General features: G+C 37.6%; 14 protein-coding genes and 1 pseudogene. 4 read left to right on the plus strand and 11 right to left on the minus strand.

Annotated features, from left to right (window positions below):
• Window positions 1-270: 270 nt before the first annotated feature.
• From IQ226_RS14995 to IQ226_RS15015, 5 genes are all read right to left on the minus strand, one after another.
• On the minus strand, window positions 271-1248 hold the full coding sequence (locus IQ226_RS14995; protein ID WP_193896608.1) for a DnaJ C-terminal domain-containing protein: 978 nt from the start codon (window positions 1246-1248) through the stop codon (window positions 271-273).
• A gap of 317 nt (window positions 1249-1565) precedes the next feature.
• A complete protein-coding gene (locus IQ226_RS15000; RefSeq protein WP_193896609.1) occupies window positions 1566-2021 on the minus strand; it encodes an AAA family ATPase in 456 nt (151 codons plus the stop codon).
• Between the two features lie 93 nt (window positions 2022-2114).
• Complete coding sequence (locus IQ226_RS15005; protein WP_193896611.1) at window positions 2115-3404, minus strand: glucose-1-phosphate adenylyltransferase; 1290 nt, start codon at window positions 3402-3404, stop codon at window positions 2115-2117.
• 319 nt (window positions 3405-3723) lie between these two features.
• Complete coding sequence (locus IQ226_RS15010; RefSeq protein WP_193896613.1) at window positions 3724-5130, minus strand: DUF2079 domain-containing protein; 1407 nt, start codon at window positions 5128-5130, stop codon at window positions 3724-3726.
• A gap of 11 nt (window positions 5131-5141) precedes the next feature.
• Window positions 5142-6323: a hypothetical protein gene (locus tag IQ226_RS15015; RefSeq protein ID WP_193896615.1), complete on the minus strand. Its 1182-nt coding sequence runs from the start codon at window positions 6321-6323 to the stop codon at window positions 5142-5144.
• A 241-nt stretch (window positions 6324-6564) separates the two neighbouring features.
• On the opposite strand from IQ226_RS15015, the pseudogene IQ226_RS15020 reads away from it, so the two are divergent.
• Window positions 6565-6840 (plus strand): annotated as a pseudogene (locus IQ226_RS15020) (Uma2 family endonuclease); the annotation flags it as partial.
• Between the two features lie 42 nt (window positions 6841-6882).
• On the opposite strand, the gene IQ226_RS15025 reads toward IQ226_RS15020, so the two are convergent.
• Window positions 6883-8205 (minus strand): hypothetical protein, encoded by a 1323-nt coding sequence (locus IQ226_RS15025; protein ID WP_193896617.1) that lies wholly within the window; start codon window positions 8203-8205, stop codon window positions 6883-6885.
• Between the two features lie 177 nt (window positions 8206-8382).
• On the opposite strand from IQ226_RS15025, the gene IQ226_RS15030 reads away from it, so the two are divergent.
• Complete coding sequence (locus tag IQ226_RS15030) at window positions 8383-9579, plus strand: 1-deoxy-D-xylulose-5-phosphate reductoisomerase (RefSeq protein WP_193896619.1); 1197 nt, start codon at window positions 8383-8385, stop codon at window positions 9577-9579.
• A 90-nt stretch (window positions 9580-9669) separates the two neighbouring features.
• Here the strand turns inward: IQ226_RS15030 and IQ226_RS15035 are convergent, their stop codons facing one another.
• Complete coding sequence (locus IQ226_RS15035; protein WP_193896621.1) at window positions 9670-10053, minus strand: hypothetical protein; 384 nt, start codon at window positions 10051-10053, stop codon at window positions 9670-9672.
• A 249-nt stretch (window positions 10054-10302) separates the two neighbouring features.
• Window positions 10303-10917 (minus strand): 2OG-Fe(II) oxygenase, encoded by a 615-nt coding sequence (locus IQ226_RS15040; protein WP_193896623.1) that lies wholly within the window; start codon window positions 10915-10917, stop codon window positions 10303-10305.
• A 583-nt stretch (window positions 10918-11500) separates the two neighbouring features.
• On the opposite strand from IQ226_RS15040, the gene IQ226_RS15045 reads away from it, so the two are divergent.
• A complete protein-coding gene (locus IQ226_RS15045) occupies window positions 11501-12160 on the plus strand; it encodes a rhomboid family intramembrane serine protease (RefSeq protein WP_193896625.1) in 660 nt (219 codons plus the stop codon).
• Between the two features lie 225 nt (window positions 12161-12385).
• Here the strand turns inward: IQ226_RS15045 and IQ226_RS15050 are convergent, their stop codons facing one another.
• Together IQ226_RS15050 and IQ226_RS15055 are read right to left on the minus strand one after the other, a co-directional pair.
• Complete coding sequence (locus IQ226_RS15050) at window positions 12386-12862, minus strand: DUF1499 domain-containing protein (RefSeq protein WP_193896627.1); 477 nt, start codon at window positions 12860-12862, stop codon at window positions 12386-12388.
• Between the two features lie 139 nt (window positions 12863-13001).
• On the minus strand, window positions 13002-14510 hold the full coding sequence (locus IQ226_RS15055) for a UbiD family decarboxylase (protein WP_193896629.1): 1509 nt from the start codon (window positions 14508-14510) through the stop codon (window positions 13002-13004).
• A gap of 233 nt (window positions 14511-14743) precedes the next feature.
• Between IQ226_RS15055 and IQ226_RS15060 the strand changes: the two genes are divergently transcribed.
• Window positions 14744-16114: a hypothetical protein gene (locus IQ226_RS15060; RefSeq protein WP_193896631.1), complete on the plus strand. Its 1371-nt coding sequence runs from the start codon at window positions 14744-14746 to the stop codon at window positions 16112-16114.
• Window positions 16115-16161: 47 nt separating this feature from the next.
• Here IQ226_RS15060 and IQ226_RS15065 read toward each other — a convergent pair whose 3' ends face one another.
• The gene (locus IQ226_RS15065) at window positions 16162-17415 is read right to left on the minus strand and encodes an FGGY-family carbohydrate kinase (RefSeq protein WP_193896633.1); all 1254 of its coding nucleotides are present in this window, start codon (window positions 17413-17415) and stop codon (window positions 16162-16164) included.
• Window positions 17416-17657: the final 242 nt, after the last annotated feature.

Below are 17657 nucleotides of genomic sequence, written 5' to 3' on the forward strand. Positions count from 1 at the left end.
TCAGACGAAATACTAACTATTTTGTATATATATCTACAAAGGAATTGACCACACGCTTTTGATTATACAGGAAATGTAACTTTAAAGGCAAGCTTTACATAAGTAAATATTTTCTTTAAATTAACTACGAGTTTTTAAATATATATAAGTTAATATTAAGGCTGTAGCAAAATACTACAGCGCAGGATGTGAAACATTGGGGAGAGTTTTTTGTAAGGTGACAAAATAGCAGTTCTGGATTGTTTTTTCAGGAAATACTCTCAATAGTTCTTACAATTTAACTTGTGCTAAATGACTACGGGGGTTGTAAGTGCGGATAGCCCGAATTTTTTCATAACATTCTCGTTCTTGGGGGGTGAGGTCTTTGGGGGGAGCGATCGCTACTTTGACAAATTGATCACCACGTCCACCTTTAGCTATAGGCCAGCCCTTACCACGTAAGCGCAGAGATTGACCAGAACGAACTCCCGCAGGTAGCTTAACACTAACATGACCATCGGGTGTGGGTACATCTATGGCTGCACCTAATGTGGCTTCATCAGGGGTAATTAAGACTTCGCAAACCAGATTGTCCCCTTCTATTTGGAAAAAAGTATGGGGTTGTAATTCTACCTTTAAGTATAAATCTCCCCGTTGTTGACTCATGGGGTTAATTTGGCCTTTTCCTTTCACCCGTAAACGAGTCCCAGTTTTAGCACCACCAGGAATACGCACATCAATAGTTTCGTTTCCTAAACTAAACCGTTTTTGAATACCGGAAAATGCTTCTGCAAAAGTTAAAATAATTACAGCTTCTGTATCTTGTGTGCCGCCAATACCGCTATCTGGAAAACCAAAATCGTTAAAACCGCCACCTGGTCTGCTGGGAGGAGTCCGATAAGAGTAACTTTGTCGTCCGCTGCCAGGACCTGCACCACCAAATAATTCGTTTAAGAAGTCATTAAAACTGCCGTATTGACCAAAATCAACTCCGCCCATATCCCCAGGACCACCACCGGGAAAACCTTGACCGGCTTGTTTCCAATATTGACCAAATTGATCGTATTTTTTGCGTTTATCTGGGTCTGATAATACTTCGTAGGCTTCATTAACTTCTTTAAATTTGGCTTCCGCCTGTTTGTTATTGGGGTTAACATCAGGATGAAATTTACGGGCTAGTTTGCGAAAAGCTTGTTTAATTTCTTCTGAAGTGGCGGTTTTACTAATTCCTAACATTGCATAATAGTCTTTAAAGTCGGTTGCAGCCATCTACTAGCCTCCTATATAAGTTTACGTGATGTTTTTTCTAACTTTTATTTGGTCTAATCTCAGATAAAAAGACCCTGACATTAGACTAACAAATCATTCCTATGATCAAGTGTGGTTCTTGCTGAATGGGCGATCGCAATTCCCGTACTTCTGCTATACCTGAGTTCGACATAAGATAGTTTGTGGAAAACTGCCCCAAGTATGAGTCTCAAACCCTTATGATCTCGTTGAAAAAATCATAACTCCGTTCGCGTAGCGTCTCCGAAGGAGAAACTCCGAATTCCGAACTCCTAACACCGAACTCAGGTCTGCTATAATTAAAAGAATATAAGCTCATCTATTCCTTCTTCTACACTAGGGGGAGCATCCTGGAGTTGACGGTGCATTCGGAGAATTATATCTTGGGGAACTTGGCGAATCCGTCTTTGATTTCGGGCCAAACATAGCCAAACTGGAGTTTTTACCCAAACCCCCATAATATAACTAAAGCCATAATCACGGGCGAGGGTAATTACTTCCCGACGATTTTTCCTTTGGGCGTTGGTAGCATCAAAAATCACTTGTTGATCCGCAGCTATGGCTTGTTGTAATTGTCGTTCCAGTTCCCGCCAAATTAGCGGCCATGGTCCTTGAATTGCTTCTGAGCCAAAAAGCTGCCCTCGGATAGCATCTGTGGAAATTAGCTGCATCTGAGGGCATTCTGTCAATAATTGTTTTGCTAGGGTTGATTTACCGCTACCAGGAAGACCAATTAGCAAAATTAATTTAGTCATAGGGAATAGGGAACAGGGAACAGGGAACAAGAAAGATAAATCATCCAATTACCAATTACCAATTACCAATTACCAATTACCAATCACTACTAACTAAATAATTGTGCCATCAGGAATTAAAGCATTTTTGAGAACAACGACAATGCCGCTACGGATGTAAAAGCCTTGCTTTTCTCTTTCTGCTTCTTGGATGTTGTCTTTATTGATAATTTTCACATTGTTACCGATGCGGGCATTTTTATCAATAATGGCACGGCGAATAATGGTGTCCGTACCAATACCAACAGGAACATCATTTTGCTCTAAACTGCATTGTCTTTCAACAGATGGTTGGTAATAGTCAGCACCCATGATCAGGGTTTCTTCGATTATCGATCCTGATTCTATCCGCGATCGCACTCCTAAAACTGAATGTTGAATCCGACAATCTTTCAAAATACAGCCGTCGCCAATCATGGATTCTGTGATTTGGCAGTTCAACAGTTTAGAGGGGGGTAAGTAACGAGCGCGAGTATAAATTGGTGCTGCTTCATCGTAGAAACTAAAAGGAGGTAGGGGTTGCTTAGTCAGGGCTAAATTAGCCTCATAAAAAGATTCAATTGTCCCAATATCTTCCCAATAGTCGTCAAATAAGAAAGCTTGGACGTTGTGATCCTTCGCTGCGTCAGGAATAATTTCCTTACCAAAATCAGTCCGTTCTAAAGATTCTTTTAGCAACTTAATCAAAACATCTTTTTTAAAGACATAAATCCCCATTGAGGCGATATATGGCTGTAATGCAGCTTGTTCCTTTGTCAGCCCCAAGATGGTGGTATCAACACGCATTTGTGCTAAAGCTTCACCTTTGGGTTTTTCGCTAAAGTCAATTACCCTACCTGAATCATTAATTTTCATCAAGCCAAAGTCTGAGGCGCGACGATCATCCATAGGAATTACAGAAAGTGTAATATCAGCATTGGTATCTCTGTGACGCTGGATAAATTGTCGGTAATCCATGCGGTAAAGGTGATCACCGGAAAGAATCAGAAATTCTTCTACATCCCACTCTTGTAACATCCAGATGTACTGACGCACAGCATCAGCCGTACCTTGGAACCAGTTGGGGTTTTCTGGGGTTTGTTGTGCTGCTAACACTTCCACAAACCCATCGCTAAACCCACTGAAGTTGTAAGCACGGGCGATGTGACGATTCAGAGAGGCTGAGTTAAATTGAGTCAGGACGTAGATTTTGAATATTTCGGAATTGATGCAGTTGCTAACAGGTATATCTATGAGACGATATTTCCCTGCTACTGGTACTGCTGGTTTGGCGCGGAGTTTAGTTAACGGATAAAGCCGGGTACCCGCACCCCCACCCAGAATAATTGCTAAAACTTTTTTCACAAAATTTCTCCCAACTGCCTTTCACTCTCATCTACAGTTTAGGACTGTATGTAACAACTGATAAAGGGGGATCAAAGAATCTTAGGGATGAATTTTTGAGATGGTGGTCAATTAGCTAAAATAGAACTTATGTACTATATAAATGGGTGGCAAGAGAGTCTAAAATGTTAAACAGCGGTGGCGGCAAACCCGATTGTACTAGACGCGGTTAGTATATAAACCTTTGCGAAATGACAAAGAACTTAGATATATAGGAGTTTGGCTTTATAATCAAACAATCAAGCCGCTTTGAGTATAAGCTTAAATCTTGGAAAATTACCTAGTCCGTCAGCGGGGTAGTAATTTTTCTATCTACAAAGAGGTATACATCATCACGTTGATATTTCAAATTAAAATCAGAATTTTTTTGTAATTCCTTAACCAAATTATCATAATCTTCTGCCGTTGCCGCCCAACCAGGATGGCGGATATTAAGTAATATATAATGAAAATTATTCAACTCATCGAGTTTATATTTAAAACTAATCTGTTGTCTATGGGTTAAATGTGGAGTAATTACATCTGTAGTTAACACGCTATCTTGAGTTTTTACTAAAGATATTGCTTTTTTAGTAGCTTGCAAATTATCTACAGAATGAAGATATTTGGAAATAAAGAAACCCCATTTACCTAAAATCAAAAACCAAATTAGAGACCATAAAAAAATTACTCTTTTTTGTTTTATCCATGCTTTATCTGCTGCAATACTAGCAATTAATGCTAACATTATGAATGGAATTGCTGGCAAAGAATAATGTAAAATTACGTTTTTTTGTGAAGGATGATCAGCAAGTATATTTAGTGCTAAACAAGGAATTGCACCTATTAATGGTGTCATGTATTTGGGTATTAAACCCCAGATGACAGGTACTAATAAAAAAGACAAATATTCTAAATTTATAGACGATAAAATGTTGCTAATAATAATTTGAGGTTGAAATAGGATAATTTGTAATGTTTCCGAAAGTGAATTTCCTAAATAGCTATAGCGATAAAAATGTCGGCTGACTAATGCTGCTTCGCTACCGAAAACAGGAATAATGATTTTGTTAGCAATTACAAACCATGCTAAACCACTAATAATAGCTATGACACCGTACAAACGTCGCTTTTCAAATAGTAGTAACCAAACGCCCATAGCTACTACTGTCAAGGACAGTACAGCCTTACATCCCAATACTACCAAAACATTTATACAAAACCAAAATGTTTTGTTGGTTCTTGCGTTTAAAACTGCTGTCAAAAGTGCAGGAACGGCAAGAGTATCTGGATGAAAATCACACAAATTGCTGTTATATAGGACTGGATATAGTAGGTAAACAGCTACGATTGCTATTGCTTGATTGTCTTTCAACCCTGCTTGTAATGCGAGTAAATATGTAGAACAAGCACCTAGAGACAAAGCAGCAGACTGAACTGCAAATAACCAATAGACACTAGGATATATTTTATATAGTAAAGCTATAGGGTACAAAATCCAAGCAGCATGATCAGCCAAAACATGAAAACCAAGTACAGAGGAAATTGGCAATTTTCCCTGACTAATTAGGTAAACTGTTTGATCAAAAAATGCTAAATCTCCAGATGAATTAAATAACTCATGCCGAATAATACTAGCTGCTAATAAAATTAAGGCACTAATACCAATAATTAAAGAAATATTATTTTTGGCTATTAATTTTTCCACATTAGAATTGATTATTTATTGATGTTTAAGAAAAAATCAGATTTTGATTTCTGGTAGATCATATCACAATTTCGCACAATAAACCAAAGGGTAAAACCTAAAGGAATAGAAAACAATTGAATATATATAGGAGTTCCCAAGTAACTAACAAATGATGCCAGTTGTACCGATATTGCTACCCAACGATATTGAGGAAAGTAAAAAGCAAAGATAATAGACAAAATATCTGTAGGATAAAAATATCTTTCGTGCATTTTTGGCAATAAATATGGCATAAAAAATACTGATATTGTTGCTAAATATATCAGTCTATCTTGAGTAATTTCTAGTTTACTGCTATAAACAAGATATGCTAACAAAAATATGGCAGCTACAGTTAACATTAACCCTATCGGCACAAAAATACTATAAAAATCGTTAGGAATCCATTGATAAAGATTAGGGACATTTTTAGCTAGTTCTTTATATTTATTAGATTGTTCAAAATAGACTAATAGTAATTCTGTAATTGGTCTACCAGCAATCCAAGCTGGCAACATTGCCACCAGATATGTTAGGAGAATTATTGGTAAATAGAACCAAGATATTCTTTTTTTAATCAATAAAGTTAACAACAAAGGTGCTAAAAACATCGCTTGTAATTTAAACGAAAGTGCCAGACCAAAACTCATTAATGCGGGAATTTGTTTGTGAATAGATAAAAAGTAAACACAAGCAATTAATCCTGTGGTATATATCACATCACATTGTCCCCAAAGGGAACTATTATAAATTACAGTGGGACTTAAGATAACGGCTAAAAAAGCCCAATTTGCCATTTTACCCACAGGATATTTAAGTTTGACAATTTTATAAGTAAAAAATGCACAAATAAAGTCAATAGTCATGGCAAAAAGTTTGATTGCCAGAATTTTTGGTAATCCAGAAAGCAAGGTAGAAGCAATCAAAAGCCAGTAAAGATAGGCAGGTGTATAATCAGCAAATCCATATTTCAAGGCACTAAATCCGCCATGAGAGGCGATAAAATCATACCAAGGATCTAAAAAATATTTATAATCTACTGATTTATTGGGAACACAAACTAATCTGATTATTACAGCAAATATAATACCAATTGCCAAATATCTGGGAATTAATATATGATAAAAATTATCTTTTATTGACTTCAATAATGTTTTGTGTGAATTATTCATGATTATTAATTATGATATTTTTATCTTTGTAAATTTTACTTTAAGAAAAATAGGAAATACCGTACTATTATTGATCTATTTAGTAAAAAGTTTACTATTGCCAACGTATTAAAACTTACCATACTTTGGTTGCATTTCTAATGCAACAGATGAAAAGTATTAGGAATTTAATAGATAAAAACTTAATCAATAATTATTACTGATATGTTAAACTAGCAAACATCGCTTTCTGATCAAAAATATGCAATTAATAGCAAAGCAATATTACACCCCAGAAGAATATCTGGAATTAGAAGCCACTGCTGAGTATAAAAGCGAATACATTGACGGACAAATAATTCCTACGGCTGGTGCATCTATAAATCATAACCGGATTACAGGTAATTTTTACGCTACGCTGAATTTTGCCTTTAGACAACAAGGCAAATATGAGGTTTTTAACAGTGATATGCGTCTATGGATACCCCAAAGATTAATATACACTTATCCAGATGTGATTATTATTGCAGATGAACCAATGACATTGTGTAATTAATTCTGTCTCACTACTTATTTTCCCCTATCCTACCCAAATTTCTTGAGCAAAACCTATTGCTAATTTACCAAGTAAGGTAATAAACAAACCCATAACTAAATAAGCTTGACGGGGATAACGAGATAAACAGACACCTATAGCTATATTTAGAGGAACAATTCCATAAGCAAGACGACTTAAAGAAATTGTCCCACCAGAGGCTAAAAGTAAAGCAATACCACAAAAACCATAAGCTACCATGACTGGAGTTAGTTGCTGACGGAAATACCATAAAAGGTAACTACTACCTAATATCATAGATACGTTAAGCAAATTATTTATTAATCCCTGATCAGCAATTATTAATGATAATATGATTGTCGCATAACCAGTATAGAATATCAATGGCTTGAAATATTTCCGCCAATACAATAAACAACAAGAACTAATCACAATTAAACTAAAAAATAGCGGATACCAAAAGTCTTTAATTCCGCCTTGATCATTCTCAACCCAACCAAAATACCAATTGTTGCCAAAGGGAATTTGCATGAACATATTTAACCAACCTTCCCAATCAAAACCGAAGGAAGGCCGCCATCCTTTTTGTGCAGTAATAAAGGCTAGAAAATCATGAAAGTTTAGCTGACAATACACACTAAATAGTAATAAACCTGTAGCAGATAATAGACTTGCAATGTAGGCAATTGGTGGTTTATTTTGTTTCCAAGCTGTAATTAAAAATGCGGAAATTAATGCCATACCTGTCGGGCGTGTTGCTGTGGCCATTGCCCCACAAATTGCTGTCCAAACATATTGTTTTTGATCAAAGGCACGTAAAGCCATTGTACTCAATAACAAATACAAACCTTCTGTATAAATTACTGCTGTAAATAGAGACATAGGACAGTAAGCCATAACAGCAATTGTCCAATGGGCTGCACTGATGCCACATTGTTTTTTTACCCAGGAATATAAGCAATAAAGTGTTCCTAGAAATGCCAAATTATTGATAATTAATCCGGCTATTTCAAATGAAAAACCGAATTTCATGAAAATAAAAATGCTGACAGGAAACAGGGGAAAAAATGCCAGATTATGTTGTTTCCCATCATCAACAAATTCGTAACCTTCAGTGGATATTGCTCGATAATGGACACTATCCCAAGCATCAAAAACCCCCCAGCCAAAATGGGGCGTAATGCCATCTTGTAATGCTGGTAAATGGGGGGCAATCAATAACATAGCAGTCCAAATAAATATGCGACTTACAAGCCACATAGACGCAGGAAACAAGAAATCATATGTCCAGATAAATTTGGCGATCGCTGTGGTGAGTGTAGATATCGCCATTTGCGCTTTAACCATAGGCTTCTGCTTTTTTCTGATTCTGAGGTGATGACAAGGTGAGTTTTAAGTAATGTTACGCATTTATGTCCAAAATAGCAAAAGTTTTGATTGGAGTTAATTGATTGTCGGAATTGCTCTTATCAACGAGTCCCAAGCCATTTATAGTTGGAATTATCTGTTAATCCTTAAAAAATTGTGAAAGCTATTACTTTACTTGGTTCTACTGGCTCAATTGGGACTCAAACCTTAGATATCGTCTCTGAACACCCCGATAAATTCCGCATTGTCGGATTGGCTGCTGGACGGAATGTGGAGCTATTCGCGGCGCAAATTCGCCAGTTTCGTCCCCAAATTGCCGCCATTTCTGCTGCTGAAAAGTTACCGGAACTCAAAGAAGCCATTAAAGACTTAAATCCTCAACCCATTTTACTGGCTGGGGAAGCGGGAGTGATAGAAGTTGCCCGTTATGGCGATTCTCAGACGGTTGTTACTGGTATTGTTGGTTGTGCGGGGTTACTGCCGACCATTGCAGCTATTGAAGCGGGCAAAGATATTGCTTTAGCAAATAAGGAAACTATCATTGCTGGCGCTCCTGTGGTGTTACCTTTGGTAACAAAACATGGAGTGAAAATATTACCAGCAGACTCCGAACATTCGGCTATTTTTCAATGTTTGCAAGGTGTTCCTAAAGATGGTTTAAGAAAGATCTTACTAACTGCTTCTGGTGGTGCTTTTCGAGATTGGCCTGTGGACAAGTTAGCAGAGGTAAAGGTTGCTGATGCTATTAAACATCCTAATTGGTCAATGGGGCGAAAAATTACGGTAGATTCGGCAACTTTGATGAATAAGGGTTTGGAAGTAATTGAGGCTCATTATTTGTTTGGTGTAGATTACGATAACATCGAAATTGTCATTCATCCTCAAAGTATTATTCACTCGTTAATAGAATTACAAGATACTTCTGTTTTGGCTCAACTTGGTTGGCCGGATATGCGTTTACCTTTGCTTTATGCTTTATCTTGGCCAGAGCGAGTTTACACTAATTGGGAAAGATTAAATTTAGTGAAATCTGGTGATTTAACTTTCCGTGAACCAGATCATCAAAAATATCCTTGCATGGGTTTGGCTTATGCTGCGGGAAGGGCTGGTGGTTCTATGCCGGCGGTGTTGAATGCGGCTAATGAACAAGCTGTGGCGTTATTTTTAGATGAGAAAATTCACTATTTGGATATTGCTCGGTGTATTGAATTTGTGTGCGATCGCCATCAAAATGATAACAAACAAAATCCCTCCTTAGATGACATTTTGGCAGCAGATAAATGGGCTAGAAAAGAAGTTTTCACAGCTATGGAAAAGGTAGCAACTCAACCACAGATAATTTCTGTTGGTTAAATGTTTAAAACCCCCGATTTATTATCGGGGGATATTAATAAATAACTGACTTTATTCAGACTATTGCTCTTGTTTAATAATTGCTAATTCCTAGCTAAAAATATGAAGTTTAGCCTCATCAAATACAATACCTCGACGGGCAAAATATTTATGAATATTGATTTGTACAAATAAGTCCTTGAGTTCTTCCGCAATTTCAATTGGTGGATTTCCTGATAAAGCAACTGCAATTAAATGTTCGGCGCTGTGAATTTCTCCACAGTCAATTGCTAAGGTTGCAGCACTACGATACAATATTGGACGGGTTGGTTCTGCTGCAAAATCATTTGTGATTAATTCTGCTGCTAATCTTTCTTTTTCAAATGCTTGTCGGGATAATTGGGAAGCTAAATCTAAGTTACTTTTGAGTTTAGCAACTTGTGCCATTTCTGCTAAATCCATAGCTTGTTGATGTAACTCTTGAATCTGACTCATTTTTTTACTATGAATGCTAAAGGATTACTAAATTCAACTACCACGATATAAGCTGGAAGTGTACCATCTGTAGGGCTGAATTGTTCAAGCTTCTGTTTAATTCTAGCTTTTATTCGGCTGTCGTCGCCTTTACGGATACCGGAAACTCTGCCGAAAAACAAAGTGAAATTAAACAAACACAGTTAGACCTTTTTGCTAATGAATAAATACAAGAATACTATTTTCTCATTTATCAGAATTTTCTGTAACTTACTTCCTTTGTTTTTTCCCATTCCCTTGATTAGCCCTAGATTCTAATGTAAACTTGGGTATTTCCTCAAGTTCATCTTCAGTCAAACAATACTGTTCACACACAAGACTTAAACGATTCCCTACAGTTGTTACTGCATTTACAGAATGAGTTAAATCACCCTGAAAGTAAATTAAAGAATTGGTTTGGGGTTTAATTTGTCCTACTTGGCGTTTTTGCGATTTTAGCATCAATTCACCTCCCTCCATGTCCTCTGGTACGCGCACATAAAGCACGCTGACAAATGCAGGTGGTTCAACGGTTTTACAATAGGAACGCAAAGACCGATCAATATGGGGGTCAACGCGAGAACCCGCTTTGAGTAATAAAGGATTCAGATAAAAAGCATTACAATTAGGTAAAAGTGCCAAATCCAAATAAGGCTTAAAATAGGGGAATTTTTGAATAACTTCTCCTAAACCCTGACGCTGAAATACCACTGAAAAGCCTTTAGTATTGATAAAATCCCGGTTGAGGTTATTAATAGCAAAATATGGACAAGCTTGGATTTCTCCCCATAAGTCCTGGAGATATTGAAGAGGAAAGGCGTTAGGATGTTGTTGATAGTATTTCACGGTCCTTATTCTATTTCTTGAAAACACAAATTCTCTTTGAAACCATTCATCCAAGAGCGATCTATGAGATGATCATGTTGTAGTCCACCCACAACATCTTATCCTACCTGAGTTCGGTGTTAGGAGTTTCTCCTTCGGAGACGCTACGCTAACGGAGTTATGATTTTTTCAACGAGATCATAAGGGTTTGAGACTCATGGCGAGTTTTCGACAAATTATCTTATGTCGAACTCGGCAAAACTCTATTAACTTTGGGTCTTGATACAACTAAACTCACACAAATTACAGTAAATGGCGTAGTTAAGTAGGTTAGTATTGAAAATCGTCGTTATGGCAAGGCAAGAGTGAAGAGGGTTTGGGCGATTTTACTTTTCCTTACACAGATTGGTTTTATTGTGTTCACCTACTTAGAAGGTACAGAATCTAAATTGAAACCTATACACAAAGCCAGTTTTATTTCTGACTCCTGATTCAGTAACTCCTGACTTCTCCCGTAAATTAATATTCTTTTCCAGAAGGAGAGTGGTAGAACCGAAATTATTATGATTAACTTTAGATATACATTTAAATATTGACGACATTTGTGTTTCCCCTCTACGATGAAAACCCGACCCGAATTACGCCATATTTTACCTATGGTTTAATTGGCATGAATATTCTAGTTTTTCTCCATGAAATAAGTTTGTCGAATTTACAACTAGAACAATTTTTCCAATTGTATGCTGTAATACCGCAAGAATTAACCATCAACTGGAGTGGAGAGTGGACAACCTTATTTACCTCGCAATTTTTGCATGGAGGTTGGTGGCACTTAATATCCAATATGGTCTATCTGTGGGTATTTGGTAACAATATTGAAGACCGCTTAGGGCATTTTAAATATCTATTGTTTTATTTAACCTGTGGTGCTATAGCTGCTTTATGTCAATGGTTTATTGGCATGTACTCTCCTATTCCTTCCTTGGGTGCAAGTGGGGCAATTTCTGGAGTTTTAGGTGCATATTTAATCTGGTTTCCTCAAGCCAGAATTACCACTTTAGTCTTCCTCGGTTTTTTCATCACCACAATTAATATTCCCGCATTAGTAATTATTGGTATTTTCTTTATACAAAATCTCATTGCTGGTTTTGCCAGTCTCCAAGCCGCAGCTAAAATGAGTGTAGAAACGGGAGGAGTCGCTTATTGGGCGCATCTTGGAGGTTTTGTTGTGGGGAGTGTTTTTGCCCTGGGAAATAGAGAATAGAGAATTGGTAATTGGTAATTGGTAATAAAATCTGGCGTTGCTGAATCAAGATACGAAAATCAAAAATTCCATTTCTCAAACTCTTCCTCTCTGCGCCTCTGCGTCAGATCAATTCATACTTTCATTCACCAACGCCGATAATAAAATCTCTATTCTCATCCTGTTAATCCTTAAATCCTGGAAATCCTGATATGGCTTGCGCCACGCTACGCTATCAGACAATAATTAAATATTCAAATCCTGTAAAGCTAACCGAATTTGTTCTAAACGTCTGCGGTTGACACCAAAATCAGAATCTCCTACACGAGATGCAGAACGGATATGAATGACTGATTTATCGCTAGGAAAATAAAATTCCACATCATCCACAAACTTAAAAATGCGACTTTTAGAAATTGCATGAATATAATTATCTGTTTGTGATACAATTGTGGTGCGGGGAACAACAGTGAGAACTTTTAGTAAAGTTTCTCTCGCTTGATCTCGTTCTATATGATAGGTAATCGGCTCAATAGCGTGTTTAGCATCAGCATTTTGACTGACAACACAATTAGGAGAAACTGGACAAGAACTAAGATTACCTGACTCAATTCCTATGCTAGAAGCCAAAGCAGTTGCAGGAATTATGAAACTCAGAATTAACGTTAGGAATATCGAGAAAATAATCTTTTGCAGTTGAGTGATTGTTGTTAAATTGGACATAATTAGTTAACTGTTATATTCTGTGATTTTTTGTATATTATCAGCTTTCGATACATGATCATCAAATTGAATTATGGGTTGCAAATTTTTAATCTTAAAGTCACACTCCCCTCCCGATAAAGAAGGGAAAGCGTGGGTATTACTTCATGTCATAACCAAATAAATTAGGATCAACTTCTCCTAATTGTAAATCTGCTAAACCATATTCTTGCCAACGTCTTTCTACCATTTCCGCAACATTGGGATCTGATTTTAATGGTTCACCCCATTCATGTTCTGTTTCTGGAGGAATTTTTGTAGTGGCATCTATGCCCATTCTCCCACCTAAACCTAATTTTTCACTAGCAAAATCTAAAGTATCAAAGGGAGTGTTTGGTAATATAAATACATCTCTGGTAGGATCAACTTTGGAACTGATTGCCCAAACAACTTGACGGGGATCACGAACATTGATATCTTTATCAACAACAATCACAAATTTAGTGTAAGTAAATTGTGGTAACGCACTCCAAAACGCTAAAGCTGCTCGCCGTGCTTGTCCAGGATAGGCTTTATCTATGGAAATAATTGCGGCTTTGTAACTTAACGCTTCCATTGGCAGGAAGAAATCAACTATTTCTGATACTTGTTGTCGTAGAATAGGGGTGTAAATGCGGTTAAGAGCGATCGCCATCATGGCTTCTTCTTTCGGTGGCAACCCGCTAAATGTGGTCAGATAAATGGGATTTTTGCGGTGTGTCATACACTGAAACCGCACCAAAGGGGAATCCTCCACACCGCCATAATATCCCATGTGGTCGCCAAAGGGTCCATCCGGTAAAACTTCCCCTGGTGTAATTGTCCCTTCTAAAACAAATTCGGAATCTGCGGGAACTTCCAAATCTACAGTTTTACACCTGGCTAAGTTGACTCCCGAACCGCCATACAATCCAGCAAATAACCATTCTGATAAATCTACAGGAATGGGTGTGGCTGCTGCCATAATGATTAAAGGATCTACACCCAGAGCGATCGCCACCTCTAACTTTTTACCACGTTCTGCCGCTTTGCGTAAATGTCTCGCACCACCCCGCACCGATAGCCAATGTACAGTCATAGTATTCTTAGACTGTAACTGTAAACGATATACGCCTACATTGGGGATTCCCGTCTCACAATCCTTAGTAATTACCAATCCTAGCGTAATAATCTTGCCAGCATCTCCCGGATAAGGACGTATTAAAGGTAACTTATTTAAGTCTAAATCATTTCCAGCAACTACCACCTGTTGACAAGGCGGAAAAAAGTCCCTTCCCGGTTTAGCTTTCACCACGTCAAACAGCACTTTACCAAAGTCTATAGCTTGGGAAATCTTTTTCGGTGGTTTGGGTTGCTGAAGCATACTTAGCTTCTTTCCCAGGGTTTCCAACTCCTCTGGTTTTTCCATGTTCATCGCCCAGCATATCCTTTCCACAGTCCCCATTAAGTTAACTGCGACGGGAAAAGATGCACCTTTGACATTCTCGAATAGTAAGCCTGGACCACCTTTTCGCAGCATTCGGTTGGAAATCTCCGCAATTTCCATATCTGGGTCAACCAAAGCTGAAATTCGCTTCAATTGTCCTCTTTCTTCTAGAATTTTCATGAATCCCCGTAAATCTCGCGCCATTGTTTTGTTTTAATTATGAAGAATTGTAAAGCTATTTTTATTTTAGTCTTGATTTGGATAAGTTGACTTTTTAGTACAAATATACTATATTGAGGAAAAGAGGGATTTTTCTCACGCAGTGAACCAGCGCTGTAGAAGGGTTTCCCTCCGTAGGCGACTGGTGAACCCGAAGGGAGACGCAGAGGCGCGGAGAGGGAAATCCGGTTTTTAATTGATAAAAGTTAGGGGGTTTTATGTCGAAGTTAAATCACCAAATTTCTCTGTTAGAACTTATCCAAATTTTATCTGAATATCGTCAACATATCATTTTGAATTTATATAAGTTAAAGGAAGATTACCAGCGAACTGGGATTAAATTTGTGAGAGGTGTTAGAGATATTAATGGTGATTTAATTTCTCCTAGTTTACAAACTGAAGATATTTATGCTGGTGATTTTGTGCAAATGGGTGTATTTGCTATAAATCGCAATACCGCTACTATTAATATGTTAGTGAAGCGGAAAGTTAAACTGGTAAAGGGGGAAGATCATACTCCTATTATTGAGATTGCAGGTTTGCTGGCTCATGATTTGCATAATTTCAACAATTATACCATTGTCAAAGATGGTAAAGTTCATGTTTCTACTTTAAATATTAAAATCAGCAACAAAAAAGTATTTGATTTATTGCAATCTAAAGGTGTGATTATTGCTGATAAGTTTGAATTTGATTGTGAATATCAAATCCAATTAGATAATTTACCATTAGTTCCTGTTAATATCAATTTTGGCAATATTGATGGGTTATTTACGCAATTAGCAGAAATTAAGGTGATTACGAGTATTTTGTCTGCTTGCTTACGTCATCAATCAGAATTATTTGTGAGTAACCAAGTAGAGGAATTAAAACAACATTATTTATCGAAAAATCTCTATCTAAATTTTCCTACCACTCAGGAATATTCAGAAACTATTGACTCTCATATTAGTCATAAAATCGAGTTTGGTAATCAGGATATTCTCAACTTGAGTAAATTATATGCCGCTAACCAGTTTTTAGGGCGGAGATATGAAGTTTACGACCAAGAAACTGGCGAGATTTTCCTGAAACCAACTTTGGAAATGGTGTTAAATCAAAATATAGTTTTTCGACAAAAAGCCATTTCTGCAAGAATGAAACTAACTAAGGTTGATGATTTGATGAAACCTATTTTTGATGACTTTCTGGGAATTAAGATAAATGGAAAAGTAGGAGAAATTCTCGGAAAAGTTGGTGAGCATAACTTGGCGTTATTATTATATACTCAACACGCTCATAAATCTGTCAATAGAGAAGAGTTAATTGCAGCTATGACGACGGCTTATAAAAAGTTAGTAGCTTATGTTGATCAAATTTATCAAGAAAAGATTTCTCCTATGGTGTTTTATATTGGTTCGACAGGACTCTTACCAAATAAAATCTCAGCTACAGCGTTAACTGCTGATGAATTAGCGGCTAAATACCCACATTTGCAATTTTCTAAAAATGAACAGTCAGGAACATTTTTTGAAGTAGGAAATACCATTATTAGCATTTACCCGCAAACAGAATACTACAGTAAAAAATCATTAGCTGTTAGTTCATAAACTAAGATACCCGACTTCTTTAAGAAGTCGGGTATCTGAATCTTTAACTAAATCTGTACTTTCCCCATTGCTAAAAGTGCTGTTCCATAAGCTGCTTCCCTATGAATTGATGAAACAACTGGTACTTTTAAATAACGTTGACGAATAGCTGTCCAAGTGGAATTAGTCGCACCACCACCAGCAGTATAAACATTAGTTAAAGAATCTGCACCTAGATTTTGTAATAGTTCATATCCTCTAGTTTCTATTCTCGCCATACTTTCTAATAAACCATGTAGAAATTCTTTGTTTTGATCGGGACGGGGTTCTAGTCTGGGTAATAATTGGGGATCATTAATCGGAAAGCGATCGCCTGGTTTCAATAATGGGTAATAATCTAACTCACTGGGTTGAGTTGGATCAATTTCAGCACTTAACCTGACTAACTCAACATTGCTAAAAAAATGCTTTAAAACAGCACCTCCCGTATTAGAAGCACCTCCAGTCAACCACAAATCACCTAAACGATGGCTATAAATTCCATATCGCGCATCTTCAATTCTATGCCGACTTAAGAGTTTTAGTACCAAAGTCGAACCAAGAGAAGTTACCGCTTCCCCCGGAAATTTAGCTCCACTGGCTAGAAAAGCCGCAATACTATCTGTCGTACCAGCAACCACCAAACAATCGCCTTTAAAGCCAAAATCAGCCGCAATCCGGGGAAGTAATTCACCAATAGTAGTTCCCGGTGCTAAGACCTGTGGTAACTGAAGGGGAATTTGTAACTGTTCCAACCATTCTGGATATTGCAATTTTTCTACATCATAACCCAGCTTCAAAGCGTTGTGGTAATCGCTAATACCTAACTTTCCATGCAAAAGAAACCCCAGCCAATCGGCTTGATGTAATAAATATCTGGCTTTTGTAAAATCAGGTAATGCTTGCATCCAGAGGAGTTTCGCTAGACTAGATGTAGCACTTAACACAGTGTGATTAGCCGGAGCAACCCAACTCAACCGTTCTAAAGCTGTCGCACCCCGACCATCATTGTACAACAGCGGCGCGTCCACAGGCTCTCCAGCCCCATCAGTCAGCAAAATAGTAGAAGAAGTCCCATTAATAGCGATCGCCCCGATTTCCCCCCTTAAAGCCCCCGGAATTTGCCCCAATAGACTCCATAAAGCCTCTCGCCAACATTGTACCCAATCAACAGTCTCAGCCAGCCAATAATGACGCATTTCCGACAAAACGCGACCTTCTTCATCAATTACCACACCCCTTGCGCCAGAAGTGCCAAAATCAATACCCAGGGACAAATTCATAAGATTCAGGTGACAGGGAACAGGTGACAGGTGACAGGTGACAGGTGACAGGTTACAGGTGACAGGTGACAGGTGACAGGTGACAGGTGACAGGTGACAGGTTACAGGTTACAGGTGACAGGTGACAGGTGACAGGTGACAGGTGACAGTTAAGAGGGAATAGAAAATAGAGAATAGGGAATAGGGAATAGGTGACAGGTGACAGGTGACAGTTAAGAGGGAATAGAAAATAGGGAATAGGG

The organism is Dolichospermum sp. LEGE 00240 (assembly GCF_015207875.1).
Taxonomy (GTDB): Bacteria; Cyanobacteriota; Cyanobacteriia; order Cyanobacteriales; family Nostocaceae; genus Dolichospermum; species Dolichospermum gracile.